Below are 26,485 nucleotides of genomic sequence, written 5' to 3' on the forward strand. Positions count from 1 at the left end.
GAAATCAGCCGAGCAGCCCGTGAAGCATGCCATCGGGCAAAAGCACGCCCAGCAGTTTGGCGAAGAAAAGATACAGGAAAACGCTGAACAGCACCGCATAAAGCGCGGCGTTGCGCAGCCGGACCTTCATCTCGCTGGGGTCGAAGTAAATCACCATGCACAGCAGGAACAGAACCGTCGTGGGGATAAAACCGAGCGGATTCAGCAGGGTAGCGTAGGCGGCAGAAAGCAGGATCACGTACAGGAACGATCCGTACTTTGGACGCGAAGCGCCGGCGGCGTTTTCGGGCTTTGCCTTCAGGAAAATGATCAGCGCCGCCAGGCCGATGACCGTGGCGAGAAAACGCGGATACAGCGTGGGACCGACTGCATCGAAGTCGGATGCGGGGAACGTCCCCGCTTCGTACCAGACGTAACCGGCAAAGGCGAAGCAAAAGATACCGATCAGGCGATCCTTGCTGAGAAAACTGCTCAAAGGGATTCCTCCTTGAACGAAAAATAAAAATCAGTTCCCGAAATCGCGGCGAACCGTCGATTTCGATACGAAAGAGCGGACTCGCCGCGCTGCGGCGGCGAATCTGCCGGCATTTCGACAAAACTAGTTTCTCTTGCCGCGCAGAGCCGCCTCGTTGTCCTTGATGGTCGCGGCCACGCCGTCATAGGAGGCGAGGAACGCGGCGCCATCGACGAACTTGCCCTCGATAGCCTCGTCGGCCAGATACTTTTTGAACTTCTCGTCGTCAAGGGCGACCTTGAAAACTTCGGCCATGCGGGCCACCAGTTCGGGATCGGTGCCAGCGGGAGCGGCGAGGCCGCGCAGACGCTCGAAAACGATGTTGAATCCGTTCTCGACGGTGGTGGGCACGTTGAGGCTGTTGCGCTCCTTGGCAAGCAGCGCGATCAGCTTGAGGTTGCCGGCTTCGACCTGCGGACGCATGTCGACGTATTCGCCTACGCCCACGTCGCAGAAGCCGCCAAGAATGTTGACCAGCGTGTCGCTGCCGGTGTCGAAAACGATCCGGTTCACGTCGATCCCCGTCGTGCGGATGATCTCGGCGGAGCAGATCGTGCTGGCGCTGGTGGGAGCCGCGGTGCCCCAGTTGAGTTTGCCGGGGTTATTTTTCGCGTATTCGATCAGCTCGGGCAGCGTGTTGAAAGGCATGTCCTTGCGGGTGAAAACGTACTGAGGATCGTTGCCCAGCGCGCAGACATAGGCGAAGTCGGGGTATTTGACGGGCGAATGACCGATCAGGTCGGCGGTGACCACCGTGGTGCTCAGGCAGGCCAGCGTGTAGCCGTCCTGGGGCGCTCTCTGCACGCGCCCCCAGGGCACGGCGCCGGAAGGATCGATAAGATTCTCGATCACGATGTTGTGCCCGTTCAGCTTGTCCTTGACGGCGACGGCCATGTTGCGAAGGAACGTGTCGCCGCCCGAACCTGGGCGGGTGTAGTAGACGATGTGAATATCCTTTTCCGGCCAGTCGTCGTATTTGCCGGCGGCGAAGGCCACACCGCATGTGATGAACAGCGCGGCGACAGACACAACTTTTGCTAAGACGCTCTTTTTCATCATGATCGTCCCCCTGTTGAATAATTTCGTATGTGTGAACGCCATTTCGTCCACGGTCTCAATATATCAGCCAAGTCCAGTAAAATCAAAGACTTGCGAGGTATCCGTTTTTTGCGTTTTGCGAATAACCTATCGAAAAAACGTATGTTTAATTTTTCTGAAGGCTGGCAAAATCGTCCCGCGCGTGTATACTTGATTTTAGAAGTTATAAGTTTTTTCAATAAGAAATTTTCGAGAGAAGAGAGACCGACAGATGCGATTCGAACAACTTCACCTTTTTGCGACGATTTTGAGCTGCGGTTCTTTTGCCGCCGCCGGACGTTTGCTGCACCTGAGCCAGCCGAGCATCACGGCTTCGCTGAGCGCGCTGGAGACGGAAGTAGGGCAGAGACTGTTGGAACGCACGCCCGGGCAGCGGCGCCCTGTTCGCCCAACGGCGGCCGGCGAGATCTTTGCCACGTTCGCTCGAAAGGCGCTGGCCGATTATCGGGGCATGCTGTCGGCCGTCACACTGTCGTCGGATGCGCCGCAGACGCCCGTCAGAATCGGCGTCACGCCGACGCCGGGCAGCTCGCTCCTGCCTGTGCTGACCAATAAATTCCGCGAGGAGAACCCTACGCTTACGGTACAGGTCAAAACGTTTCGCGGTACCGAACTGGCGCGTCGCCTCAAAGAAGGGGAATTCGATCTCGGCGTGACCGGCACTCGACCGCAGGACGAGGGCATCGTTTTCGACCGGTTCTTTTACGACCCGCTTGTTTTGATCGCTCCGCTCCGCATGGGATTGTCGGGACCGATTACGCTGCGCGAACTGAAACGCCTGCCGTTGATCGTGCGCGACGCCTCGGGCAATCTGATGCGCCTGCTGATTCAGGCGCTGAACCGCGTCGGCCTGTCGTTGGCGCAGATGAACGTCGTCATGCAGGTGTCGGGCAACAACGACGTGCTGTCGTCGGTGACGCTCGGCGCCGGCGTCGGCTTTGTGGCGCGCTCGCTGCTGGCGGCCAATCGCGAAAACCATGACATCATGGTCGTGCCGGTGCGCCGTCTGCAGGTGGCGCGTTACGTCTACATGCTGCGGCGCGAAAGCAGTTCCTTCACCGGCGGCATGAGGCTCTTCTGGGAATACGCCGTGGGCGCGGAATGGCGCGAGCACGTCTTTTCATACAACACGATGATGCTGTGATGCGCATCGTCAAGCGAGAAGTTTGTTTGGCGACGCGCCGCAAATGAAAAGGGGGGTGAAAATTTTGTAACGGGCAAGCAAAGATCGCGAAGGCCCTTTTCTTGCGAAAACAAAACCACGATCATAAATTTGAAGCATAAGAGATATATAATTGATGTATTAGACGCATGAGTGCGGTTTGCTTATAATGGACCGCGTGTCGGGGATGAAAGGAGAGGAGCGATCGACGCGTTTCCTCGGAGAGTCGTTTCTGTCCATGTGAAGAAAAAAACGGGTTTGAGTGTGTTTTTGAAGTCGGCGCCCGTCACGTCCGCTTTTCATCGCGAAGATGCGTCGCGTCGCTTTGTGCCCGGGGGGCGACGAAAATAACGGTTCCGTTTCGGAAAAAGAAAGCATAAGCCGTTTCCGTTTCTTAAGGGAACCGGCGCTGTATTTTAATTAGGTTCACAACATGTCAGTTAGCTTCAATGACAATTTCATTGAATGGCCTGTGCTAGAATTTCGTCAGGTTGTTATAACCTTTCGTATGTCCCCTGAGATCATTTCGGGCTGGCATATAGAGTTTTTGGCAAGGGCGCTCCGGATGGAGCAGAGGGAAGTATTTCATCTTTATGAGGAGGAAGTACGATGAACAAGAAGGTTTTGGCAGCAGTTGCGCTTGGCCTGAGCGTTCTGGCCGGCAGCGCGAGCGCGAATCTGATGTACAAGCAGACTCGTCCCACGATCAGCGGCCGCGCCGTCGCCCATGCGGGCAGTCCCGCCGCGGCACTGGCCGGCATGAAGGTTCTGCAGGCCGGCGGCACCGCGTTCGACGCGGCGCTGGCCATGGCCGCGGCTCAGAGCTACAGCGAGGTCATGATGTGCCATATCTTCGGCGGCGACCTGCAGCTGATCGGCTATTCCGCCAAGGACAAGAAGGTTTTCAGCTTCAACGGCACCGGCTGGGCCCCCAACAAGGCCAAGGAGCAGCTTGAGAGAGACGCCGAGATCCCCGCCAAGGGCATTTTCTCCATGCACATCCCCGGCGAGTGGTCGGGCTGGATGACGTTCCTTGCCAAGTACGGCACGATGCCTCTGAAGGACATCCTCGCTCCCGTGGTTGACATGGCCGAGAACGGCATTATCGTCGACGATTTCCTGGCCAACATGATCGAGAAGAACGCCGGCCCCATGAACGATCAGGCCAAGGCGGTGTTCTTCCCCAACGGCAAAGCGTTGAAAGCCGGCGACGTCTACGTGAACAAGGACTATGCCGATCTGATGAAGACGATGGGCGAGGTGGCGGCCAAGGCGGCCGAGGGCAAGACGCTTGCCGACGGCTTCAAGGCGGCCGATGACTATTTCTATCGCGGCCCTGTCGCCGAAGAGATCGTCAAGTGGAACAACGAAAACGGCGGCGATTTCTCCATCGAGGACTTCAACGAGTTCCACGCCGAGGAGACCACGCCCATCACCACCAACTACCGCGGCATCGACGTGTACTGCACGCCTCCCAACAGCCAGGGCACCGTTCTGATCGAGACGCTCAACATGCTCGAGAACTATGATCTCAAGGCCATGGGGCACAACAGCAAGGATTACATCAACGTCCTCACCCAGGCTCTGCAGATCGCCATCAACCACCGCAACCGCTTCAGCGCCGATCCCCGCTTCCACAAGTTCCCCGCCGCGCTCCTGACCAAGGAGTTCGCCAAGGAAATGACCAAGCAGATCGACATGAACAAGGCCGTCGACGAGATCCCGCTGGGCGACCAGAAGTATTTCGTCGACTACGAGAAGAAGGGGCCCGACACGACGCATATGTTCGTCTGCGACGCCGAAGGCAACATCGTGGCCGTGACGCACTCCATCAACCATTTCTTCGGCTCCAGCATGATGGTGCACGGCATCATGATGAACGACCGCCGCATCCAGTACTCGCCCGACATGGATCTGCCCAACGCGCTGGCGCCTCATAAACGCACCGTGCAGACGATCACGCCTTCGATCGCTCTGAAGGACGGCGAACCCTACATGGCTTTCGGCACGCCCAACGCCGACCGTCAGGAACAGACCAAGGTCCAGGGCTTCCTGAACGTCGTCGAGTTCGGCATGCGTCCCCAGGCGGCCGTCGAGACTCCCCGCATCGCCACGGACGCCGCCGGCGACACGGCCAGCTTGAACAAGTATCCCAAGCAGATTTCCTATATGGTCAACTACCCGACCCAGGTCGATCCCAAGGTGCTCGACGAGCTGAAGGCCATGGGCTACAAGATGGTTCCCGTGACCAACACCGGTTCTCTCGGCCTTGGCGTGCGCGAGAACGGTTTCTGGAGCGTCGGCGCCGATCCGACCAGAAACGCCTACACCTTCGCCTGGTAAGTTTCTCTTGCCTAGCGCTCAAATCTATCCGTTAAAGGAGATTTTCGTAACGATGAAGAAATTTACGCTTGCGGCGCTTCTTTGCGCCAGCTTTCTCGCTTTCGGCGCGGCTGCCTTTGCCGAACAGCCGGCGCTTCCCACGGTGCAGCAGCCTGTCCTTTTGACCCCCTTTGGCCAGAGTCAGGACGCCAACGCCGTGAAGCTGATGACGAAAAAGTATCAGGTCGACTACGAGATGGCGGTTTTTGCCAAAGACGTTGACTGGACGAAGTACAAGACGCTGTTTGTGGTTCTCGGCGGCAGCGGCAAGGGGCTTGGCGCCGCCGGTCTGGACATTCCTTCCGAGCTGGCCCGCTGCACCGAGCTCATCGCCGAAGCCAAGAAGAACAACGCGTACGTCGTGGCGCTCCACATCGGCGGCCCCGACCGCCGCGGTCCGAATTCGGCGCCTTTCCTGACTTTCGCCGGCGACGCCAACTTCATGATCGTTCGTGAGGACGGCAATGCTGATGGTTACTTTACCAACCTCAGCACTGAGAAGAACGTTCCCATGTACACGATTCAGAAGACCGGCGATCTTCGCAAGATCATGCCGGAGATGCTCAAGTAATTCAGAAGCATAGAATCTGAACGTCATGACTCATTCTTCTTCCGTGGGAGTGAGTCATGACGTTTTAACGGGGCAGACGCGGATTTTTCGAGCGTTGTTGGAGAACGGTCCCGCTCTTTTTCGGCTTTTTTGCCGACACGACGCTGGAGATTACGCATTGCGCAGCCCGTCATCCTGTCCGAGTGCGGCACTGTGCGAATTCTTCTCTCTTGTGTAGGAAATACGCAAGGGAAGCGGAGGACTGCAAAAAATTTCAAGGAGACTTCAGACGATGATCAATCATGATACTTCCCGCACATGGGATACGATCAAGCGCGATACCGACGAGCGTCTTGCCGCGGCGGCGAAGATCGTCGGCAGCGGCAAGGTCGTCAGGGCGGAGGATGCCGTGGCTCTGCTCGAAGCGGTTATCCGCCCTTTTGACCGCGTCAACATCGAAGGCGACAATCAGAAGCAGGCTGATTTTCTGGCCCAATGCCTGTGTGCCGTCGATCCTGCCAAAGTGCATGGTCTGCACATGGTGCAGTCGGTCCTGACGCTGCCCGAACACCTCGACGTGTTCGAAAAGGGCATCGCCAAGAAACTCGATTTTTCGTTCTCCGGGCCTCAGTCCGGCCGCATCGCCGAGCTGCTCGGCGCCGGCAAGCTCGATCTCGGGGCCATTCACACCTATCTTGAACTTTACGGCCGCTATTTCCTCGATCTGACGCCCCGCGTGGCGCTGGTCGTGGCCGATGCCGCCGATCGAGAGGGCAATCTCTACACCGGTTTCAGCACCGAGGATACGCCGACGATCGTCGAGGCCACCAAGTTCCGCCAGGGGATCGTCGTCGTCCAGGTCAACGAGATCGTGGACAAGTTGCCTCGCGTGGACATTCCCGCCGATTTCGTCGATTTCATCGTCACGTCGCCCCGGCCGTTCTACATCGAGCCGCTGTTCACTCGCGATCCCGCCAAGATCTCCGACGCCCGCGTGCTGACGGCGATGATGACCATCAAGGGCATTTACGCCGAGTACGGCATCCAGAACCTGAACCACGGCGTCGGCTACGACACCGCGGCCATCGAACTGCTGCTGCCCACGTACGGCGAGGAACTGGGGCTGAAGGGCAAGATCTGTTCCAACTGGATCCTCAATCCGCATCCGACGCTGATTCCCGCCATCGAGTCGGGCTGGGTCAAGTCGGTCCACAGTTTCGGCGGCGAACTGGGCATGGAACGCTATGTGGCGGCCCGCCCCGACGTGTTCTTCATCGGCCCCGACGGTTCGATGCGGTCGAACCGCTGCATGTCGCAGGTCGCCGGCCATTACGCCATCGATGCGTTCGTCGGCGCGACGCTGCAGATCGATCCTTACGGCAACAGCAGCACGGCCACGGCGACGAAGGTCGCCGGTTTCGGCGGCGCGCCCAACATGGGCTGCGATTCACGCGGCCGTCGTCACTCGACGGCGGCATGGCTCAAGGCGGGGGCCGAAGTCGGCGCCCAGGCCGCTGCCATCGGCCCCGATCTGCACCGCGGCCGCCGCCTGGTCGTGCAGATTCTGAACACGGTCGCCAAGATCAGGGACACGAAGAATCCCGGCCAGTTCAAGGAGATCCCCGCGTTCGTGGAGCATCTTGACGCCGAGAAACTGATGAAAAACGCCAACCTACCCATCGAGCCCGTCATGATTTATGGCGACGATCTCACTCACATCGTCACCGAGCAGGGCATCGCGTATCTGCACCGCTGCCGCGATATCGAAGAACGCCGGGCCGCCATCCGCAGCGTCGCCGGCAAAACTCCCGTGGGGTTGCAGGGCAGCGAGGAAGAGCGCCGCCGGATGCGCGAGCTCGGCATCGTCAAAACGCCCGCCGATCTTGGCATCGACGTAGCCACGGCGACCCGCGACCGACTGGCTGCCAAGAACATCATGGAGCTGGTGGAGTGGTCCGGCGGGCTCTACGATCCGCCCGCAAAGTTCCTGCCCAGGAAAGAGGATCCATCCCGTCAGTGAATAACGGTCTGCCGTCGTTCCGTCCGCGGTCGCGGACGGAACGCGGCGGACGGTTCGAAGTTCCGCGCGTGAGAGTGCTGCCGTGGGGCAGCGAAGCCGAAGTCACAGTTTTACCTTTCTGGAGGTACGAAAGAGAATGACCAATTCGTTAATCGTTTTGGGCGTCATGCTGGCGATCCTGGTGGCAGGTTCGTTCATGCGTAAGATCCCCGTCGCCGTTCTGCTGGTCGTCGCGTCGATCGCGGGGGCCGTCGTCGGCGGCATGACCGATCCCCTTCTGAAACGCGATTACTTCACGTCCATCGCCAGCATATTCGTCGGCAACAGCGAGACCGTGCCGTCGCTGCTGAGGCATTTCATGGAAGGTTCCATGCTGTTCCTCAACCTGATGTTGACGGTGGCGGCCGGCATGCTCTTCATGAGCATCCTCAAGGAGAACGGCGCCCTGAATCTGCTGACCCGCGAGATCGTCGGCGGTTTCCACAAATCGCCCACGCTTCTGCTGATCCTGATCATGATCCTGATCATGCTGCCGGCCATGCTCACCGGTTCGGCCCCCGCGTCGGTCCTCAGCACCGGCGTGCTCGTGCTGCCCATTCTTTTGGAGATCGGCGTCTCGCGCGATGACGCCGCGGCGATCATCGCTCTCGGCTCACTGTTCGGCATGGTGGCGCCGCCCGTCAATGTGCCCGCTATGCTGATCGGCACGGGCGTCTACATGCCTTACGAGGGGTTTGCGATCCCGCTGCTGATTTTGACGCTGCCGTTGGCCGTCTTCTCGGTGCTGTACATCGCTCGCCGCTCGGTCAGCACGGTCGACAAGGAAGCCGTTCTCGCGAAGATTCCCGGCGATCCCGCGGTGAAGGGATTCCTGCCTCAGTTCCCGCTGGTGTTCCTGATCGGTTACATGATCGTCAAGAGTTATTATCCACAGATCGACCCCGGCACGCCGCTGGTGTTCTGCATGGGCATCGTCATGGCGCTGCTGTGCAGCAAAAAGAAGATCAATTTCTGGAAGGTGTCCGTCCAGTCCATGTCCGAGTCCGTCGAGGTCATGGCGCTCTTTGCCGCCGTCGGCATGATGATTCAGATCATGGGTCTGACCGGCGCCCGCGGCGCTACGGTGCTCGGCGCTCTTGGACTGAAGGGGCCGCTGCTTTATCTGTCCATCGCGGTCGTCGCGCCCATCGTCGGCGGTCTGCTGATGCCCTTCGGCTGTGCCGGCGTGCTCGGCATCCCTCTGATCATGGCCTTCACGAACAAGAACGCGATCTGGGTCACCTCCGCCCTGACTCTGATCATGTGCGTAGGCGCGCTGCTGCCGCCGACTTCCGTTTCCGCGCAGTTTGCCGCTCGCGCCGTAGGGCTTGAGAATCAGGGCAAGATGCTCAAAAAATGCGTTCTCCCCGCCGTCCTGTCGCTGATTCTCAGCGTTGTCGTCATGGTCTATGCCAACGAGATCGTGGTCTTCCTGCGCGGTCTGGGCATTCCCCTGAAGTAAGAGAGGAGTCTTCTCACTATGGCAATCCAGTACATTATCATGAAGTACGCCTACCTGGTCATGGTCGCCTTCTTCTCGGCGCTGTTCATCTATAACCTGTTCACCCAGAAGAGCCTTGCCAAGCAGATCGGCTGCGCCATCCTCCTTATTCCTTTCCTTCTGCGTCTGTTTCTGCTTCACTGATCGGTTCAAGAGGGAGAATGAAAAATGTCTGAAAACAATTCTGCGAAAAAAGGCTGCGGCAATTTCCTCACCGGACTGATCCTGGCGGCCGCACTCGGCGCCGGAATCTTCACCGTCGGCAAGGAATTCCGCTATCAGTTCAACGTCGAGCCCATTTACAAGGGTCCCGGCGTCACCGACGTGAAGATGCTGAGCGATTACAATCCCTTCCTGAAGGGGACCAACGGCGACTCCAAGGTTTACGTCCTTGACAGCGGCAAGCCCGGCGGGAATTTCATCATCATGGGCGGCACGCATCCTACCGAGCCCGGCGGACTGCTGGCGGCCATTCTCTTCGTCGAGAACGCCGTGGTCACCGAGGGCAAGATCATGGTGGTGCCTCACTCCAACAACTCCGGCTTCAGCACCTGCGAGCCCGGTCTCGGTCATGTGCCTTATTTCCACATCGCCACGCCCAGCGGCAAGGTCCGCTATTTCCGCTACGGCAACCGCGGTTCCAACCCCGTCGATCAGTTCCCCGACCCCGACATGTACCTGCATTATCCCTCGGGGCAGAATCTGGCCGCCGACGAGATCCGCAACCTTGACCGCGCCCATCCCGGCAATCCTCACGGCCTGCTGACCCAGCAGATCGCCTACGCTTTCAACCGCATGTGCTGGGACGAGGGCGCCGACATGATCATCGACCATCACGAGGCTCCGCCCGAAAAGCCCCTGGTCAACGCCATCTGCGTGCACCAGAAAGGCATCGACCTGACCTCCGAGATGGCGCTGATGCTCGAGGAGCAGAACATCAGGATGCGCGTCGAGATCTCGCCCATCCCGCTGCACGGATTTTCGCACCGCGAGCTCGGCGACTACACGCCCGCCATCGCTTTCCTGTCGGAGACGCCCAACCCCAGCCAAGGTTCCGCCCGCGGCGTCACCTATGAAGAGCTGATCATCGACGGCAAGGACGAAGTGTACCGCCATCTGCTCGAGGACAAGCTGCTAAAGGTCGACTACAAGAGCGAGGGCGTCACTCTGAACGAGCGCACCGGCCGCAACGTGGCCACCGATCTGTCTCTGGCGGAGATCTACTCCGACCTGGGCGAAGACGCCCGCAACGAGTACGGCGGTTATCCCAAGAACCTCGGCGAGCTGAAGCCCGACGCGGCGCTGAAGATCGACGACGCCACGGCGCAGCGGATGCTGGCGAAAGGCCCCGAAGGCGAGCGCAAGATCGTGATCATCAACATGCCTTCCTACGAAGATATCATGCGAAACGGCATCGGCCGCTATCTGCGCGACGCCGACGCCACGGCCGAAGAAATCGAAGCCGCCAAGAAAGCTGCCGACTAGACGACTTTTGTCCTGAGAAAATCGAAGTCCCGAATCTGGCACAGATTCGGGACTTTTTGCAAGGCCGCGAACGTGAGAGGGCGCGATTCCTCCCGAATGACATTGCGGGACCCCGTCATGCCGAAGGTGTCTTTTCAAAAAGCCGCGCCGCGTTCTCCTTTTGCCAGGAAAGCGCGGCGCGATCTTTTGCCGTTCCGCGCGGAACAGCAATAAAGTAAAGTCAGCCGTTGGCGGCGTTTTTCGAATTTTGACGGACCGCTTTTTACAGTGCCGTTCCCGTTTTGGGGACGAAGAAGCGGCTCAGGTCGACGCCTTCGAGGCGCAGCAGGGCCTGCTTTCTGGCGATGCCTCCGGCGTAGCCGGTCAGGCTGCCGCCAGTGCCGACGACGCGGTGGCAGGGCACGATGACGGAGATGGGATTGTGGGCGACCGCGCCGCCGACGGCCTGCGCCGACATGCGGCTGAGCCCGCGCTCCGCGGCGATCTGGCGGGTGATGTCGCCGTAAGTCGTCACGGATCCGCGGGGAATAGCCAGCAGCGCGTCCCACACGGCCAGGCGGAAATCGCTGCCGTGCAGGGCAAGCGGCGGGACGGGGCCGGGGTTTTGTCCCGCGAAATACGTGTCCAGCCACGCCGCCGTTTCGGCGAACACGGGCAGGTCGCCCTCGGCGCGCCGTTCCGTCAGCGTGCGGGCGAAATGTTTCTGTCCCTCGAACCACAGCCCCGTCAGCGCCGCGCCGTCGGCGGCCATGAGCATTCTGCCGAGCGGCGAATCGTAATATTTTGTGTACGTCATTTTCAATCCTCCTGATTCTTTGTGTGGGAGCGTTCCCTTTTCTTCGCCGCGGCGGGATCGCTCAGATCCGCAATCGCGCCGCCGGCGACCGCCCAGAGGTACAGGCTGGCCACGCTGCCGCAGGGCGAAAAGCGGCGCCGGTAGCGCTCGAAGCGTTCGCGACCGATCTCCCGGTGGCGGTAGACCATGCGGAGCCCGCGCCGGACGGCGAGGTCGCCGAAGCTGAAAATATCCAGGCGCTGCAGGCCGAACAGCAGGATCATTTCCGCCGTCCAGACGCCGATGCCTTTCAGCGACGACAACGCCGCGATCGCCTCAGCGTCGGGCATCCGTTCCACGGCGTCCAGATCGAAAGCGCCCGAACGCACTCTTGCGGCGAAGTCGGCGATGTACTCGGCCTTTTTGAAAGTCATGCCCAGCGCTTGCAGCGCGCCGGCGCCCGCCGCGAGGACGGTGCGCTCGTTCACCTCGCCGAGCGCGCCTCTCATCCGCGCCCACACGGTCTGCTGAGCCTTCGTGGAGATCTGCTGGCCGACGATGTGGCGCGCCGCGGACGAGAACAGGTCGCCGTCGACGGGGCGGCGGATGGGGCCGATCCGGTCGATGATCTGCGACAGTCTTTTGTCCCTCGATTTGAGATAGTCCGTTTCTTTTTCGCCGTAGCGGAAATACGCCGCGCCGCTCATCGTTTTCCCGAGCCCCCGCGCGCATGCCGTCCGCCCCGAGGCGAATGTGGCGGGGCGGTTTCATGCCGATGTCCTGAGATCATGTTCTCTCTCCCTCCGCGTCGTGCCGGCGCAGAAAATTTTTCTCACCGATATTATACCGTCAATTGCCTTTGCGGCGCGTCGATCCCGGCGTGTCTTGCCGGCGGCGCTCCATTGACACGCCGCCGTTCGGGGTGTTATGATAACATTGTTAGATGGATCTAACCAAGGCAACCAAGGAGGCTGAACATGTTGAAGAGCAGACTGACGGCGGCAATCGCCGTGCTGGCACTGGCGGCGTGCGGGGCAGGGAGCGCCGAGAGCGCGCAGGTTTACGTGCTGATGAACGTTCCCTACAACGATTTTTACAAGGCGGAACTGACGAAAAACGCCGTGCCGGTGGATGCGGTCACCTCGGCGACCGTCGCCAAGGCGAAAAACGCAAACCTGGTCGGAGGCACCTACCACACCGGCGACGACAAAGCGCTGGTCATCGAAGGCGTGACGTTCCCCGTCAAGACCGACGAGGCGGCGCTGAAGGGATTTGTCCACGCCGCTTCGGCCGACGAACTTTTCGCGCTCGGCAGCTACGCCTGGACTGAACTGGCGCAGGAGCCCGCGTTTTTCAAGGAAATGAGCGTATCCGACGGCGCGCCCGCCTTCGGCAAGGTGCAGGGACTGCCGGAAGTGGCCGTCGCGAACGTGAAAGGCAGCGTCAGGACCATGACTCGGCGCGGCGACTACCAGATGAAGCTGGACGGCTTCGACACCGACCCCGAGAAAGAAACGCTGTACGGCGTGATCGTCCGCACGGCGCAGAACGATTACGGCATGCGCCGTCTGGAGAACATCTGGCGCGGCGGCCGCGAGCTGGGCTGGAACGTGGGCTACACCAAGTTCATCAAGGACGTCAACCCGACCTTCCCCGAGCACTACAAGACCCTGATGGGCACGACGATCACCGGCCTGAGCTATATCACCGACAAGGCCGTCTACAACGTGGACGCGCAAGTTTACCTGCCCGTCCTCACCGGCTGCCGCCTGAAGGTGGAAAACGCCATGGCCGCGGCCGGCGGCACGGCGTTTGCGATCGAGGGCGAGCTGCCCAGGGATTACGTTCCCGCGTTCGACGTGCATGCGCTTGACGGCGCTTCGGCCGCCGACGGCCGCATCGTTTGGTCCGCGCAGAACAATCCCGGCGAATACGAGGTGTACGTCAAGGACGAAAAAGGCGTGTACGAGACGCTGACGGCCGCGTTCGTGCTCTCGACCGACGCGCTGCCCGCCGCTTACGACGCGGAGGGCGGACGTCTTGTTCCCGTCGGCGGCGAAGAGGATTTCAAAAACTATCTGCGCTGCGTCCGCGAGCTGACGATCGACGGCAAAGCGGTCAACCCGAAGAGAGCGAAGGTCATCGACGGCGAAGGCCGGCTCGATCTTTCCGCGCCGCTCTTCAAGGAACGCAGCGCCGTAACCGTCCGCGCCGCCGGTTATCCCGACCTGAGCTTCGAGGCCGCGCGCCGCTAGCCGCTTGTTCGCGCCCGGCGCGGCATGGAAAAGCCTCCGGAAATTCCGCAGGAACGCGGAAAATTCCGGAGGCTTCTTTATATATATAATCATGAGTTGTTCTTCAACCGCCGTTCTTATCCCAACACCACGTCCAGCGCCATCATGACGCTGAATCCCAGCGCGAACGAGAGCGTGCCGTAGTCGGAATGGGGAGGCTGCGACATCTCCGGGATCAGTTCCTCGACGACGACGTAGATCATGGCGCCGGCGGCGAAGCTGAGCAGATAGGGCATGGCCGGCACGACGAGGCCGATGGCCAGCAGCGTGCCGGCTGCGCCCAGCGGCTCGACGGCGCCGGAGAGCACACCGCCCGCGAACGCTTTCCATTTGCTCTGCCCTTCGGCGTGGAGCGGCATGGAGATGATCGCCCCTTCCGGAAAGTTCTGGATGGCGATGCCAACGGCCAGCGCCAGCGCGCTCATCGGCGTGATGTTCGCCGTGCCCGCCAGCAGCCCGGCGTAAACGACGCCGACGGCCATGCCCTCGGGCACGTTGTGGATCGTCACCGCCAGAACCATCATCGTCGTGCGCGCCAGGCGGCTGCGCGGCCCCTCCGCCTCTTCGCTGAACTGGTGCAGGTGCGGAATGGCGTGGTCGAGCAGCAGCAGAAACAGGATCCCCAGCCAGAAGCCGGCGACCGACGGCACGACGGCGCCCCGGCCGTAATGCGCCGCCAGATCGATGGCCGGGATCAGCAGGCTCCACACGGAGGCGGCGACCATCACGCCGGCGGCGAAGCCGGTGAGGCTTTTCTGCACGTTTTCCCTCATGCTGCCCTTCATGAAAAAAACGCAGGCCGCGCCCAGGCTCGTGCCCAAGAATGGGATCAGGATCCCCGCGGTCACGTGAACGGCGTTTGTCACGATGATTTCACTCCCGTCATTTTCTTCCCGTCAGCAGCGTCGAGCCCTTGAGCATCAGACGCCGGGCCTCGGCCGGGCTCATGAACATGCCCCCGGTCGTGTCGAGCAGCTGAACTTCTTCATACCCCCGCCGCTTCAGTTCGTCGGCGAAGGCCCGCATGTCGCCGTAGCGCGACGGCGTCATCAGGTCGTGAATGGCGAAGACGCCGCCCTTCTTCAGCACGCGCAGCGTTTCCAGAAGCAATTCCTGTTTGTCGGCGCCGGTCACGTTGTGATACACGTAGTTGCTGGTGACGGCGTCGAAGCTCTCGTCGGGAAAGTCCAGCTTCAGCGCGTCGCCGCGGGCGAAGCTGACGTTGTTCGTCCCCTCGGCCGCCGCGTTGCGCTCGCAAAGCGGCTTGTTGTACGAGGCGTACTCGTGCCCCCAGCGGTCGACGCCCAGCATGGAACCCTGCGGATTGCGTTTGGCGCAGGCGATCGTCAGCGCGCCGCTGCCGCAGCCCACGTCCAGCCCGCGGCCTCCCGGCGGCAGTTTGACGTACCGCGCCGTTCCCTCCACGACCTGACGCGCCAGCTGCCGTTTGCCATTATAGGAAAAAGCGCGGTACATGACGATGAACTGCGCCGCGAGAAGGGCGCAGAGCGCGCAGATCGTCCCGGCGGCGACGGCCCATGCGATCCGCGCCGTCCATCCCACGCCCCAGCCGGCGACGCCGAAGACGGCGAAACAAAGCCCGGCGGCCGCGGCGGCGGCGAGCAGCGCCACGATCAGACCTTTCGGCACCCAGTTTTTATAATCGGCTTTCATGATGCGGATTCATCTCCTGTCATTGTGATTCCGGCTTGCGCCCGACGACGGTGTAGATCAGGCCGCGCAGCCGTTCGTTTCTGATCACCGCGAAGCCGTGGCGCTCCATGCGCGCCGCGATGGCGTGCCGGTTTTCGGTGTGGCAGTCGCCGCTTCGCAGCAGCGGGAAAACGATGTGGTTGTCAAACCACGCTCCCAGGCCGCCGACGCCCGTGTCGGAGAGCAAATACAGCCCTCCCGGCTTGAGAACGCGGTGGGCCTCCCGCATGGCCTCGTCGGCGTAGGGATAATGGTGAAAGCTCTGAATACACGTGACGACGTCGAAAGTTCCGTCCGCCCAGGGCAGTTTGTTGGCGCTTCCCAAAACGAATTCTGCGCCGGGGATTTTTTTTCCGCGCGCGATTTCGATCATCCCTTCCGAGATGTCAAGCCCCTTGTAAACGGCGCGCCGCTGCCGGGCCAGCCCGTCGAGGAGAAACCCCGTGCCGCAGCCGACGTCGAGCAGCGATTCGTACCGTATCTCCCGGAAATACGCCAGCGCGTCGGCGCCGCTGACTCTGGCCGGGCCGGAATAATACACGCCGGTGTTTTCGTCGTAGACGGCGGCTTGCTTGTTGAAATGGCGGCGGGAAAGTTCTTCGTAGTTTTTCGTGCCGATCGCCTCCCCATTGTCTTCTTCGAATATGAATTAGTTTCAGCTAACTATAAATATATCACGCGCCGCTTGAAAATCAAGACCTCGGGCCGCTTGGAGGAAGCGTGGAGCGCGAAGCCGTTTTTGCGCCGGCCGCCGGGCGCATTTGACAAGATGAAGAAATATGTTATATTTTAGCCGAAATTAAGCGGAACGACACTGAAATCGGCATTTTTGAGGGAGATCTCCCTGATGGAAAGGATGATCCGAGAATGGACAACAAGTGGCTCTATTTTGCGGCGGGAATCGTGGTTGGCGCCGGCGCCTACGCGCTGGTGCAGAGCGGCGCGGCCCGAAAGGCCGCCGTGAAGATCGCCGGCAAAGGCTTGGAACTTCAGGAAAAAGTCGCCGCCATGGCCGCGCAGGCGAAAGAATCCGCGGAAGACATTGTGGCTGAGGCGAAGGCGGCCAGGGAAACCGCCGGCGCCGCGGAAGCGTAGCAGAGGACTGAAGGCGAGGCACGAACGGCGCTTCGCCTTCGTTTTATTTTCGACATGAAATATCAGATTGTTCATGAATTGCCGGGGCGCATCCGCTTCCGCGTCGATCCCGCCGAGGCGTTTTCCGTCCGCGAGGCGGCGGTCGTCGCCGCCCTGCTGGAAACGCAGCCTGGCATCGCGCGGGCGCAGGCGAACTGGCGCACGCGCGGCGTGCTGGTGAACTTCGCGCCGCAGAGCCGCGACGCCGTGCTGATGACGATGACGGCGCTGACGAAAGAATTTTACGGAGAGATCGCCGCGGAGATGCCCGCCGCGCCGGAACGCCAGCCCGGGCTGGCGCAGATCCTTCTGGGCACCGCGGCGCGCGTCGCGTTCCGTTCGTTGTTCCCGCTGACCGTGCGCAACGTCATGACGGCCTGGCGCGCGCTGCCGTACTTCCGCCGCGGGCTGGGGAGCCTTGTCGGCCGGCGGCGGCTGAACGTCTCCGTCCTCGACGCGGCGGCTATCGCCGCCTCCATGCTGCAGCGCGATTTCCGCACGGCCTCGACGGTGATGTATCTGCTTGGCCTCGGCGACGAACTGGAGGAGTGGACGCATCGCCGCTCGCGCCAGAACCTCAGCGACAGCCTGCAGCTCAAAGTCGATTCCGTCTGGCTCTGCGGCGACGACGGCGTCGAGCGGAAGATCCCCGCCCGGCTCCTGAAAAAAGGCGACCGCATCGTCGTGCGCCAGGGCAGCATGATCCCCGCCGACGGCGTCGTCGTCGGCGGCGAAGCCACCGTCAACCAATCGACGATGACCGGCGAATCGGAGCCGGTGCACCGCACGCGGGACCAAAGCGTTTTCGCCGGTACGATCCTCGAGGAAGGCGAGCTGACCGTCCGCGTTACGGCGCTTGCCGGCGGCACGCGCGTCGACGAGATCGCGCGCCTGATCGACGAGTCCGAGAGCCGCAAAGCCCTCGTGCAGACCCGCGCCGAACGCATGGCCGACTCGCTCGTGCCCTACAACTTCCTGCTGGCCGGATTGATTTTCCTGTTCACGCGCAGCGTGCGGCGCGCCTCGGCGGCGCTGATGGCCGACTACTCCTGCGCGATCAAGCTGGCGACGCCGCTGACCATCCTCACGACCATGTCGGCGGGCGTCAAGCAGGGTGTGCTCATCAAGGGCGGCAAATATCTCGAAGCCCTCAGCGCCGTGGACACCGTCGTCTTTGACAAAACCGGCACGCTCACCGTCGCGTCGCCGCAGGTGGCCCGCGTGGTGCCGCTCAACGGCTCCAGCCGCTACGACGTGCTGCGGATCGCCGCCTGTCTCGAAGAACATTTTCCGCATTCGCTGGCCCGCGCCGTCGTGCGCCGGGCCCAGGACGAAGGGCTCAAGCACGAAGAGGAGCACGACAAGCTCCAGTACGTGGTCGCGCACGGCATCCGTTCCACGCTCTACGGGCGGCAGGCCCTGATCGGCAGCGCGCACTTCGTCTTCGACGACGAACGCGTCGCCTGCCCCGCCGCGCTCAAACGGAAGATCAGCGCCGAAGCCCGCGGCGCCACCACGCTCTATCTGGCCCTCGGCGACAAACTGGCCGGCGTCATCTACATCGAAGACCCGCTGCGCGCCGAGGCCAAATCGGTGATCGGCGAACTGCGCCGCGAAGGCGTGCGCCGCGTCGTCATGCTCACCGGCGACAACGACCACACCGCCCGCCACGTGGCCTCCGCTCTCGGCGTGAACGAATACCGCGCCGAACTGCTGCCCGCCGGCAAGATCGACTGCATCCGCCGCATGACCGCCGCCGGCAGCAGAGTCGCCATGGTCGGCGACGGCATCAACGACAGTCCGTCGCTGGCCGCCGCCAGCGTGGGCGTCTCGCTGAGCAGCGCCACCGACATCGCCCGGGAAGTGGCCGACGTCGTGCTTTATCAGGGGCTCTCCAAGCTGCCCGTCGCCCGCCGCCTCAGTTGCCGCGCCATGGCCAAGATCCGCCGCAACTACAACGGCATCGTCGGCGTCAACTCGGCCATCATCCTGCTCGGCGTGGCGGGGATCCTCTCGCCCGGCGTCTCGGCCCTGCTGCACAATCTTTTCACGCTGGGCGTGTCGCTGTACAGCATGAAGCCCGTCAGCGGCGAAAGGGAGGATTGACATGAATAATCTTGTGGAAAGCTTCATCCCCGGGCGCGTGCGCCTGCGCAGCTCGCTGCTGAAAAGTCCCGCCGCGCCGCTGATCCTCGCGGCCTTCGAGGATTTGCCCGGCGTCCGCAGCGTCGAACTGAACCGGCTCACCGGCAGCCTGCTGCTCAAATACGACGCCGCCGTCCTCACCGCCGAGCGTTTGATGCCGGCCCTGCCGCTGCTCGAACAGATCAAGGCCCTCGAACGCGAAGCTCCCGCGCCGGCGTGCACGGAACGCCTGCGCGCCCTGCTGGAACAGCTGCGTGCCCTGATCGGGCGGTAGACTTTTCTTTTTGCTTCGCCGACGGATGGGATTCGATCGTTACGACCGAATCCCATCCGTTTTTGCGTTTCCGTCAAAACCCTCCAGCGTAAGGATTGGCGCGGATCGGCGGATGAAATGTTCCACGTGGAACATTCCTTGGCGGAAAACGGCGAGGCCCCGCGGTGTCGGCAAACTTGAAAAAGGTTGATTTTGCCTCCGCTCTGCGTTACAGTAGGCGAATCGCGGTTCGAACCGCCGCGCCGGCAAAAATCTGCCGAAAAGATGCGAGGGAGTGACAGTCCAGTGAAAGAAAACAGCGAACGCGCCGGGGCGCTGTACGTGATCGCCTCGGCCGTGCTCTTCGGCCTGATGCCGCTGCTTGCCAAGATCGCCTACGCAAGCGGCGCCAACGCCTTCACGGCGGCGTTCGGACGTTTTTTCACAGGCAGCGTCATGGCTTTCGCGTACCTCGAATACAAAGGCGTGCCGCTGCGCGTCGGCCGCCGGCAAATGGGCGAACTCGCCTTTCTGTCGGTCTTTTACGCGCTCACGCCGGTGCTGCTTTACCTGTCTTACGGCTTCATTGGCTCCGGTCTGGCGACGACGCTGCACTTCACCTATCCCGTCGCGGTGATGTGCCTGATGGGCCTGTTCTTCCGCGCCCGCTTCACGCCCCGCCAGGTGCTCTGCGCGGCGCTGTGCGCGGCGGGAATTTTTCTGCTCTACCGCCCCGGGCGGAGCGCCGACGGCTTCGGCACGGCGCTCGCCGCCGCGTCCGGCCTGCTCTACGCGGGCTACATCATCGCGCTGGGACGCAGCCATCTGCGCGACGTCGATATATTTGTGATCACATTTTGGATCTCTGTGTTTTCGGCGTTCATGATCGGCGCGTTCGCGGCTCTGACGGGCGGCCTGGCCTGGAACCAAGGCGCGTCCGCCTGGGCGGCCGAAGCGGGGCTGGGGCTGCTGGCGACCGTGCTGGCGCTGGCCTTTTTTCAGAAGGGGCTGTTCCTCTGCGGCGAGGTGAAAGCGTCGCTGCTGAGCACCTTCGAGCCGCTGACCAGCATCGCCGTCGGCCTGGCCGTTTACGGCGAAGCCATGACGCCGCGTCTCGCCGCCGGCATGACGCTGATCCTGCTGTCGTCCGTGCTCCTCGTGCTGGGCAGGAGCCAGCCGCGGAACGCCGGAGACGAAGCGAAAAAGAGTTTGTCCTGATCCTGATTTTCAATGAAAATGCCTCATTGAAAATGCCGCGCTTCGCGCGCCCGTGCCGCAAAGAACATGCGTCACGCGATTTCATGCCGTTTTCGACGCGCCGTTGACGCTCTGAAAAGAGCAGAGAAAACTTGGCCTTTTTAACGAAAACTCGGATGAAAATTTTTCCGCACCGCCTTTTGCGCCGGGTTTTTGCCGCCGGCCGGCGCCGAAGCGAACGAACGGAACGGGGCGAGCTGTTCTTCGCAGCGTTTGCGCAAAAAACTGGCGCCGATGCTGGCGCTCGGCCTGTTCTCCTCGGCCGTGCCCTATGGATTCTTTGCCGTGGTCTTGGCGCGGCTCGACGTCGGCCAGGTCTACACCATCGGCCTGGTGGAACCTCTTACGGCGGCGCTGCTGGGAATCGCCCTGCTGGGCGAGCGGATGGCCGGCGGACAGGCGTCGGGCATGGCCTGCCAGTTCCTCTGTATGGCCCTGACCGGCTGGGATGTGATGCGCCGCCCTCGAACAGAAGACGCGGCCGCGCGGCGGCGAGTGAACGCAAAAAACGGCGGCGACCGCTAAGAAATATATTCCCCAGTCGGTATGCCTGACGGCACAAAAGTGCAGGACAGAAATATCAGGGGTATTCCTTCCATAAGAAGGAATCCTGTGCTCGCCGATTTTTTGCCATGTTCGGCTATATGGAGCGTTCCGGAAGCGGGCTGGGAAAGATTATCAGTAAACAATCCGGCGGATAGACCGGCAGATCCGGCAGATCGCCTGAATGAGCGACACAAGCAGATTCTGCGGTGGATGGCAGCCGGAAGAGAGTACAATGCGGCTGAAATATCGGACGTGCCTGGATTGAAAGGTTCCAGAACAAGAGAGCTGTTGAACGATTTGGTTCGAAAAAGTCTGCTCAAAGTGACGGCTGAAAACAATAGACGGCGGTATGTCAAGGTGTAATAGTCTATGGGATTCCAGCGCTGCGCGCTTCGGGCAAGCTCCGGTAAAGGGAATCCACAAAACAAGAGGCACGGCGATCCGTTCCAGCGGTCGCCGTGCCTCTTTTGCGCGAGATGGCGGCCGCTGTCCGGGGCGAGGCTCACCCTGCTATAATGAGCGGAAAAGATCAAAGCGACGGGGGATGGTAAGATTGAGTTCTGCGTCACGAAGTCTGGGCGTTTTCGCCATGCTCATGGCGGGACTGTTCTGGGGCGGCAGCGGCACGATTTCGCGCTTCGCGCCGGCGGCGGCTCTCGATCAACCGCTGGCGCTGGCGTGGACACGGCTGTTTTTCGGCGGCGTCATGCTCGGCGCGGCGGCGTTGGCCGTTCGCCGACGCGGCGTTTTTTTGGCGGCGCGCGCGGCGCTGCTTGCCGGAGTCTGCACGGCGATGAACCAAACGGGGTTTTTCATGTCCATGGATGTGCTCGGCGTGGCGCTGAGCACGATGCTGGTGATCGGATCGTCGCTGGTGATGGCGGGCGTTCTCGGCTGTTTTCTCGGCGAGGTTCCGTCGCGGCTCTGGTGGTTCGCGGCGCTGCTGGGCATTGCCGGCAGCTGTCTGGCGGCCGCGCCCGGCTCGGCGGGAGCTTTTTTCAGTTGAAGGGACTGCTGGGCGACTTCGTACCGCCGGAACGCAGGTGGCATAGCTGTCAGCTTCTCTACATGTCTCCGATGGGCTGGTACGTGATGCGTTGTCTTGTTCTGAAATAATAAAACACCATCACAGCAACCGGACAGATTTTCTTCCATTGCTTTCCGCTTGAGCTAGGGACTATCTGCGGTACAGTGGACGAACGGCTTGGGCACCTGGATTCTGTCAGTCTCATAATGCTTGTCCCGCTCTCTGACGCCGCTCGTGTCCACACCGGGCTACCTCGGATTGCCGACGATCCGTTTTCTCGCCCTGTCAGAAGGTTGGAGCTACCTCTCTTCGCTTCAGCGTTGGTCTTTGAGCTGTATGATAAAATTATGCTCCTTTCTCAAGGGCAGTGATTGTTTATTTCACTGCCTCTCGTGAAGGGAGCATGTCAAATCCGTCCTTAAAATGACTAGAGCGTGTTCACGCTAAATTGCATCTACAATCATAGCAAAGTAGATGAATCCACAGAACAGCATGTCAAGCTTATCGTAACGGGTAAATATTTTCCGAAATCGCTTAAGACGCAGGAAATATCGCTCTATCTCATTGCGTTGCTTTTATCATACTCTCTTGGATCTGTGCGGTTCGATTTTGGAGGAACAACCGGAGAATACCCCTTCTCCACCGCTTTTCTCCGTATATTCTCTCCCTCGTAAGCTTTGTCTATCAGGATGTATTTTTGCTCTGGGACTCTTATGATCTTGTCAAGCAGAGCGAGCCCTTCCAGCGAGTCATGGGCTTCTCCCTCGGAGAGCGCGAAGCTGACAGCCGATCTGTCAGTTGCGGTGACCATATGAATCTTCGTTGTGAGCCCGCCTCATGATCTTCCAATGGCCTGTTTTCCTCTTTTTTTAAAGCGCCTGTTCCGTTGGGATGAACCTTTACCGATGTGCTGTCCAGGCAGATCGATTCGACCTTTATGCGAATAATGTTCTCCACTTGCAACGCTTCAAACAGGCGCTGTAAAACGCCGTTTTTGCTCCACCTGTTCATGCGTACATAAATCGTATGCCAGTTTCCATAGGATTTCGGCAATGCCCTCCATTTGCAACCGTTTCCCGTGACATACAGTATCGCATTGATCAGTTGGAGATTGCTCATACTCACATTCCCGCGCTGACGCGGCAAGTGTTTTTCAATCCGATCATATTGTTCTTGCGTAATTTCCATATGTACATTATAGATTACTATTGGGTAATTGTCTATTAGTGTGAACATACTCTAATCGAAAAACAGGACATTGACTCTGTTATTTTTTGTTCTTTATCATCCTGAGATCATGTTCGATGTTAGTTCAAAGTAAACTGAATCATCCTTCTCTTCGTCTTTCATACTCCACAATGCCGTCAATCATCGTTAAATCTACATTGAGATCAGCGATATTCATGGGATCGATCTTTAAGATATTATCGGAAAGGACTATCATGTCGGCAAGCTTGCCAACCTCAATGCTGCCCTTGATTTTTTCTTCGAAGGATCCGTAGGCGCCGTTCAGTGTGGCGCAGCGGATAGCCTCAAGAACGGTCACGGCCTGGGTCCGGTCACACTGCACATTTTTGATTTTGTCGTAACGGTTTACACATCCATCAATGCACTTGAGTCCCACTGGCCCTGAAGGTGCGTCACTGTGAAGGGAGCATTTTATGCCGGCCTTGAGCATACTTTTCAGCGCGCCAAGGTATCTGTTGCGCTGGCCATAGAATTTTGTAAAGTTTTCTCCCAGCATGGCCACAAGCCCGGCATTTACTGAAGGGCAAATGTTCATTCGTGCCATGCGGTCAATCAGATCCTGATCCACGATGGTACAATGCTCGATACGATGGCGCAGGTGACGAACCTTTTCCGGATTCTCGGCGAAGACCTTCTCGTAACCCTCCACCATGAATTCAATAGCCAAGTCTCCAATGGCGTGGGCTGTGATTTGGCATTCGGCGTCGTTAATGGTCTTGATATAGCGTGCTGTCTCATCGCGTTCCCAGCCTCGCTCGCGAACCATGGAGGGATCGTGGCTGTAGGGCTCACGGGTGGCACAGGATGGACCGCCTGAACCGCCATCAATCATGAATTTGCATGGTCCCACGCGGAAGTGTTCATCGCCTAGCCCAGTCATGAAACCAAGATCCAGCCAATGCTGGTTGTCAGCTAAGGAGTAAGATTTGCCAAAAATACTGTGAAGCGCCATATAGACGCGAACCTTGAACTCTCCGTCACGACAGAGCTTCTGCATAATATGATATGAAGATTTATCACATTCACCCATATCGCCTACCGAGGTGATGCCTGCTTCAAGAAGCTGTTTGTGGGATTTCATGGCGGCGCGTTTCTGCTGTTCTTCTGTGTAGTCTACCTGTCCCCAAAGCCCAAAGTGCGTATGACCGCGGACCATTCCCGTCAATTTTCCGGCGCAAACTTCTACTTCATCAGCAGGATATTTTACGGCATCAGAGGGACTATAAACGCCCAGATATTCCAAAGCTTTTGAATTGTACATACAGATGTGCCCGCCGCCGTGCATGCAGTGAACAGGGTTATTGGGCGCAGCTGCATCAAGCTCTTCAAGAGTGGGGTGTCTTCTTTCGGGGAAAAGAAGCGGTTCATATCCCATCATTGAGATCCATTGTCCGGGCTTTTTGATCTTCACTGTTTGTCGTATCAGTTCTAGCATTGCTGCAAGAGATGAGCAGTGCTTAGGTGTGGTATCGAGTATGGCGGAGTCCAGTTCTGTTCCCAGCATACCGTTCAGGATAGGATGAAAATGGCTGTCGTTGATTCCTGGCATCAGCGTACGCCCGTCTAGGTCGTAAACCTTTGTGTGCAAGTCGAGCAGTTCATGCAGTGCTTCGTTAGACCCTACAAATGCGATTTTATTGCCCTTGACGCCTACAGCCTGAGCCTCGTCGTCGTTGGCATTTACCGTAATAACGCTTCCATTTCTAAAGGCAATGTCAAGATACGAATGATCAGAGCTCATTTTTTCCTCCTTTGCAAGAGCGTATTAACATGGAAGGTGTCGAAATTCCCAGTCGCTGTGCTCTTTGCTGCCCACCATATTCTAATCATGAATTATATCTCAAATATTATTTAGTTTACTGGTTTGCCATCTTTCATGATAAGTTTACCGTCTTTATACTTCTCTCCCTTGTTCATGTCGAAGGTTTTTTTACCCCATACGCCAACGACGCGCATGAAGATCAAGTAACCCACGAGAACGGCCACAAGGCACAGAATCATGGATATCTGAGTCATCGTTTTGGCTGCGAAAGCCAGAATGGCAGGCATGACAAAGTAGGATGCCGGAACGTTCACGATGTTTGCGGGCCCCAACTCCGCTGCAGTGGTGGTCTCAGCTTCCGGATCGACGATACGGACCAATGACAGCCCCGTAGCATTTGTTCCTGTTGCCGTTCCCCATTCGCCGAGGATGCGCTCAAAGTCATTGCTGCCTCCAAAGCGGGCGCCGAAGTATTTAATAGTAACCCAGGTAACTCCGGATACAACTACGCAGATGATGGTGATAGGAACCATCCATTTGCCAACGATATCCATGTCAATAGCCATGAAAGCCGCTGTTACCATGATATCGGTGCATGCTCCGCCGATGCGGAGCTGAGTGCCGCGGTCAAGATATTTGCTGACCCCAAGTCTACCTATGATCCAGCGCAGGCCATAGCCGCAGAGCATACCGTTGAAGAACAGAAGCATTGAAAAGAGTTGACCGAAGTATCCTGGGAACAAGCCCCAGAGCTTGCCTAGATAGGTACCCAAGATCCATGCTACCCCTACAAGGGCGATATGGAACGTCAGCACATCGAGGTTGCCGCCAAAGGTTGTGATTTTACCGTAGGGCTCCTGCTTTTCAGGTTCATAGAAGCCAAAGGCCACATCGGGGCTCAGACGGATCTTGGAACTGGCGATACCCATCTTGATACCCTTTTTGGCATAAGGGACGCCGAGGATAAAGGCGACTAGGAAGCCAACGGATGCAAAGGTGATGCCCACCTGAATTGCATGACTCCATCCGGCCGCTTCCATCTGGGCGCCGTAGGTAACGGCCTGGCCGGGGCCCTGAGCGAACGCGAAGGAGATAAGCAGGCCATAGGTGGGATCCATGTCCCAGTACTTGCCGATGAGACACAAAATACCAAAACCGATCAAGGCTTGGAATGAATAGGCCAGCGCCCAGTAGGACCCCATACCGAAGATACCCGAGAACATGCTGTCGCCCATGCGCGCACGTAGCTCTTTCAGATTTTTGATCTTCTCTTTTTGAGGGGTATCAAGTTTTTTCGCAGCAAGAGTAACGCCCATATTGATGAACAGGAAGGTGTAAAGCTGCCCTGAAATATAGCCGTAATCTCCGGCTTTGCTGCCTCCAAGCCCGCAGGTGTTCATCAGAATAAAACCGATGACTCCGGCAATGACACAAGCAGGCACCAGAGATCTTCCGAGAAAGTTTATCTTCGCTCTCAGAATTACCGCAATGATAAACATAACACCGATCCACGCTAATGCTGTCATGCTTTTTCCCCCTTTTGTGCAGTAGTTCTCATGTTGTTTTTCATTGTAAGAAAA

24 protein-coding genes and 1 pseudogene are annotated in these 26,485 nt (G+C 59.3%); 15 read left to right on the forward strand and 10 right to left on the reverse strand.

Annotated elements, in window-relative coordinates; all coding sequences use genetic code 11:
• Positions 1-4: 4 nt before the first annotated feature.
• The gene (locus HMPREF7215_RS06995) at positions 5-475 is read right to left on the reverse strand and encodes a tripartite tricarboxylate transporter TctB family protein (RefSeq protein WP_009165057.1); all 471 of its coding nucleotides are present in this window, start codon (positions 473-475) and stop codon (positions 5-7) included.
• 123 nt (positions 476-598) lie between these two features.
• Positions 599-1,573, reverse strand: a complete 975-nt coding sequence (locus HMPREF7215_RS07000) for a tripartite tricarboxylate transporter substrate binding protein (RefSeq protein ID WP_040550813.1) — start codon at positions 1,571-1,573, stop codon at positions 599-601.
• A gap of 250 nt (positions 1,574-1,823) precedes the next feature.
• Here HMPREF7215_RS07000 and HMPREF7215_RS07005 point away from each other — a divergent pair, with 250 nt between their 5' ends.
• From HMPREF7215_RS07005 to HMPREF7215_RS07030, 7 genes are all read left to right on the forward strand, one after another.
• Entirely contained in the window at positions 1,824-2,756 is a 933-nt protein-coding gene (locus HMPREF7215_RS07005) for a LysR family transcriptional regulator (RefSeq protein ID WP_009165060.1), read from the forward strand.
• A 627-nt stretch (positions 2,757-3,383) separates the two neighbouring features.
• Positions 3,384-5,117 (forward strand): gamma-glutamyltransferase family protein, encoded by a 1,734-nt coding sequence (locus HMPREF7215_RS07010; protein WP_009165063.1) that lies wholly within the window; start codon positions 3,384-3,386, stop codon positions 5,115-5,117.
• Positions 5,118-5,169: 52 nt separating this feature from the next.
• Positions 5,170-5,727 carry a DUF6305 family protein gene (locus tag HMPREF7215_RS07015; protein WP_009165064.1) on the forward strand — a complete coding sequence of 186 codons (558 nt, stop codon included), beginning with the start codon at positions 5,170-5,172 and terminating at the stop codon, positions 5,725-5,727.
• Between the two features lie 271 nt (positions 5,728-5,998).
• Positions 5,999-7,726 (forward strand): malonate decarboxylase subunit alpha, encoded by a 1,728-nt coding sequence (mdcA, locus tag HMPREF7215_RS07020; RefSeq protein WP_009165065.1) that lies wholly within the window; start codon positions 5,999-6,001, stop codon positions 7,724-7,726.
• Positions 7,727-7,862: 136 nt separating this feature from the next.
• Positions 7,863-9,227 carry a TRAP transporter large permease subunit gene (locus tag HMPREF7215_RS07025; RefSeq protein ID WP_009165067.1) on the forward strand — a complete coding sequence of 455 codons (1,365 nt, stop codon included), beginning with the start codon at positions 7,863-7,865 and terminating at the stop codon, positions 9,225-9,227.
• A gap of 18 nt (positions 9,228-9,245) precedes the next feature.
• Positions 9,246-9,410: a hypothetical protein gene (locus HMPREF7215_RS13245; RefSeq protein ID WP_009165068.1), complete on the forward strand. Its 165-nt coding sequence runs from the start codon at positions 9,246-9,248 to the stop codon at positions 9,408-9,410.
• A gap of 24 nt (positions 9,411-9,434) precedes the next feature.
• Entirely contained in the window at positions 9,435-10,751 is a 1,317-nt protein-coding gene (locus tag HMPREF7215_RS07030) for a M14 family metallopeptidase (RefSeq protein ID WP_009165069.1), read from the forward strand.
• A 262-nt stretch (positions 10,752-11,013) separates the two neighbouring features.
• On the opposite strand, the gene HMPREF7215_RS07035 is transcribed toward HMPREF7215_RS07030, so the two are convergent.
• Both HMPREF7215_RS07035 and HMPREF7215_RS07040 read right to left on the reverse strand, forming a co-directional pair.
• A complete protein-coding gene (locus HMPREF7215_RS07035) occupies positions 11,014-11,547 on the reverse strand; it encodes a methylated-DNA--[protein]-cysteine S-methyltransferase (protein WP_009165072.1) in 534 nt (177 codons plus the stop codon).
• Between the two features lie 2 nt (positions 11,548-11,549).
• Entirely contained in the window at positions 11,550-12,233 is a 684-nt protein-coding gene (locus HMPREF7215_RS07040) for a DNA-3-methyladenine glycosylase family protein (RefSeq protein WP_009165073.1), read from the reverse strand.
• 270 nt (positions 12,234-12,503) lie between these two features.
• On the opposite strand from HMPREF7215_RS07040, the gene HMPREF7215_RS07045 reads away from it, so the two are divergent.
• Entirely contained in the window at positions 12,504-13,781 is a 1,278-nt protein-coding gene (locus tag HMPREF7215_RS07045) for a hemoblobin-interacting domain-containing protein (protein ID WP_009165075.1), read from the forward strand.
• Between the two features lie 116 nt (positions 13,782-13,897).
• Here the strand turns inward: HMPREF7215_RS07045 and HMPREF7215_RS07050 are convergent, their stop codons facing one another.
• Genes HMPREF7215_RS07050 through HMPREF7215_RS07060 form a run of 3 tightly spaced genes read right to left on the reverse strand, consistent with a single transcriptional unit; the run spans position 13,898 to position 16,074 of the window.
• Positions 13,898-14,686, reverse strand: a complete 789-nt coding sequence (locus tag HMPREF7215_RS07050; RefSeq protein ID WP_009165076.1) for a ZIP family metal transporter — start codon at positions 14,684-14,686, stop codon at positions 13,898-13,900.
• Between the two features lie 16 nt (positions 14,687-14,702).
• The gene (locus tag HMPREF7215_RS07055) at positions 14,703-15,494 is read right to left on the reverse strand and encodes a class I SAM-dependent methyltransferase (protein ID WP_009165077.1); all 792 of its coding nucleotides are present in this window, start codon (positions 15,492-15,494) and stop codon (positions 14,703-14,705) included.
• Positions 15,495-15,513: 19 nt separating this feature from the next.
• Positions 15,514-16,074: a class I SAM-dependent methyltransferase gene (locus HMPREF7215_RS07060; RefSeq protein WP_009165078.1), complete on the reverse strand. Its 561-nt coding sequence runs from the start codon at positions 16,072-16,074 to the stop codon at positions 15,514-15,516.
• 27 nt (positions 16,075-16,101) lie between these two features.
• Here HMPREF7215_RS07060 and HMPREF7215_RS07065 point away from each other — a divergent pair, with 27 nt between their 5' ends.
• From HMPREF7215_RS07065 to HMPREF7215_RS13250, 7 genes are all read left to right on the forward strand, one after another.
• A complete protein-coding gene (locus tag HMPREF7215_RS07065) occupies positions 16,102-16,326 on the forward strand; it encodes a hypothetical protein (protein WP_156797474.1) in 225 nt (74 codons plus the stop codon).
• Between the two features lie 74 nt (positions 16,327-16,400).
• Positions 16,401-16,628: a hypothetical protein gene (locus HMPREF7215_RS07070; protein WP_009165080.1), complete on the forward strand. Its 228-nt coding sequence runs from the start codon at positions 16,401-16,403 to the stop codon at positions 16,626-16,628.
• Positions 16,629-16,682: 54 nt separating this feature from the next.
• Positions 16,683-18,773, forward strand: a complete 2,091-nt coding sequence (locus HMPREF7215_RS07075; protein WP_009165081.1) for a heavy metal translocating P-type ATPase — start codon at positions 16,683-16,685, stop codon at positions 18,771-18,773.
• Position 18,774: 1 nt separating this feature from the next.
• Entirely contained in the window at positions 18,775-19,086 is a 312-nt protein-coding gene (locus HMPREF7215_RS07080; RefSeq protein WP_009165082.1) for an HMA2 domain-containing protein, read from the forward strand.
• 285 nt (positions 19,087-19,371) lie between these two features.
• Complete coding sequence (locus tag HMPREF7215_RS07085) at positions 19,372-20,283, forward strand: DMT family transporter (protein WP_009165084.1); 912 nt, start codon at positions 19,372-19,374, stop codon at positions 20,281-20,283.
• Between the two features lie 252 nt (positions 20,284-20,535).
• Positions 20,536-20,847 carry an EamA family transporter gene (locus HMPREF7215_RS07090; protein ID WP_009165086.1) on the forward strand — a complete coding sequence of 104 codons (312 nt, stop codon included), beginning with the start codon at positions 20,536-20,538 and terminating at the stop codon, positions 20,845-20,847.
• Between the two features lie 574 nt (positions 20,848-21,421).
• Positions 21,422-21,874 carry an EamA family transporter gene (locus tag HMPREF7215_RS13250; protein ID WP_198004576.1) on the forward strand — a complete coding sequence of 151 codons (453 nt, stop codon included), beginning with the start codon at positions 21,422-21,424 and terminating at the stop codon, positions 21,872-21,874.
• Between the two features lie 464 nt (positions 21,875-22,338).
• On the opposite strand, the pseudogene HMPREF7215_RS13255 reads toward HMPREF7215_RS13250, so the two are convergent.
• The 3 genes and pseudogenes from HMPREF7215_RS13255 to HMPREF7215_RS07110 form a co-directional block, all read right to left on the reverse strand.
• Positions 22,339-23,083 (reverse strand): annotated as a pseudogene (locus HMPREF7215_RS13255) (IS5 family transposase).
• Between the two features lie 139 nt (positions 23,084-23,222).
• Positions 23,223-24,884: an amidohydrolase gene (locus HMPREF7215_RS07105; protein WP_009165092.1), complete on the reverse strand. Its 1,662-nt coding sequence runs from the start codon at positions 24,882-24,884 to the stop codon at positions 23,223-23,225.
• A gap of 110 nt (positions 24,885-24,994) precedes the next feature.
• Positions 24,995-26,431, reverse strand: coding sequence for a sodium/glutamate symporter family protein (locus HMPREF7215_RS07110; protein ID WP_156797477.1), 1,437 nt, complete (start codon positions 26,429-26,431; stop codon positions 24,995-24,997).
• Positions 26,432-26,485: the final 54 nt, after the last annotated feature.

The sequence above is a fragment of the Pyramidobacter piscolens W5455 genome (assembly GCF_000177335.1).
Classification (GTDB): Bacteria; Synergistota; Synergistia; order Synergistales; family Dethiosulfovibrionaceae; genus Pyramidobacter; species Pyramidobacter piscolens.

Coding starts and splice junctions, on each gene's coding strand:
- HMPREF7215_RS07000 (WP_040550813.1), bottom strand. CDS start 1,573: ATGATGAAAAAGAGCGTCTTAGCAAAAGTTGTGTCTGTCGCCGCGCTG.
- HMPREF7215_RS07005 (WP_009165060.1), top strand. CDS start 1,824: ATGCGATTCGAACAACTTCACCTTTTTGCGACGATTTTGAGCTGCGGT.
- HMPREF7215_RS07010 (WP_009165063.1), top strand. CDS start 3,384: ATGAACAAGAAGGTTTTGGCAGCAGTTGCGCTTGGCCTGAGCGTTCTG.
- HMPREF7215_RS07015 (WP_009165064.1), top strand. CDS start 5,170: ATGAAGAAATTTACGCTTGCGGCGCTTCTTTGCGCCAGCTTTCTCGCT.
- mdcA (WP_009165065.1), top strand. CDS start 5,999: ATGATCAATCATGATACTTCCCGCACATGGGATACGATCAAGCGCGAT.
- HMPREF7215_RS07025 (WP_009165067.1), top strand. CDS start 7,863: ATGACCAATTCGTTAATCGTTTTGGGCGTCATGCTGGCGATCCTGGTG.
- HMPREF7215_RS13245 (WP_009165068.1), top strand. CDS start 9,246: ATGGCAATCCAGTACATTATCATGAAGTACGCCTACCTGGTCATGGTC.
- HMPREF7215_RS07030 (WP_009165069.1), top strand. CDS start 9,435: ATGTCTGAAAACAATTCTGCGAAAAAAGGCTGCGGCAATTTCCTCACC.
- HMPREF7215_RS07035 (WP_009165072.1), bottom strand. CDS start 11,547: ATGACGTACACAAAATATTACGATTCGCCGCTCGGCAGAATGCTCATG.
- HMPREF7215_RS07040 (WP_009165073.1), bottom strand. CDS start 12,233: ATGAGCGGCGCGGCGTATTTCCGCTACGGCGAAAAAGAAACGGACTAT.
- HMPREF7215_RS07045 (WP_009165075.1), top strand. CDS start 12,504: ATGTTGAAGAGCAGACTGACGGCGGCAATCGCCGTGCTGGCACTGGCG.
- HMPREF7215_RS07055 (WP_009165077.1), bottom strand. CDS start 15,494: ATGAAAGCCGATTATAAAAACTGGGTGCCGAAAGGTCTGATCGTGGCG.
- HMPREF7215_RS07070 (WP_009165080.1), top strand. CDS start 16,401: ATGGACAACAAGTGGCTCTATTTTGCGGCGGGAATCGTGGTTGGCGCC.
- HMPREF7215_RS07075 (WP_009165081.1), top strand. CDS start 16,683: ATGAAATATCAGATTGTTCATGAATTGCCGGGGCGCATCCGCTTCCGC.
- HMPREF7215_RS07080 (WP_009165082.1), top strand. CDS start 18,775: ATGAATAATCTTGTGGAAAGCTTCATCCCCGGGCGCGTGCGCCTGCGC.
- HMPREF7215_RS07105 (WP_009165092.1), bottom strand. CDS start 24,884: ATGAGCTCTGATCATTCGTATCTTGACATTGCCTTTAGAAATGGAAGC.
- HMPREF7215_RS07110 (WP_156797477.1), bottom strand. CDS start 26,431: ATGACAGCATTAGCGTGGATCGGTGTTATGTTTATCATTGCGGTAATT.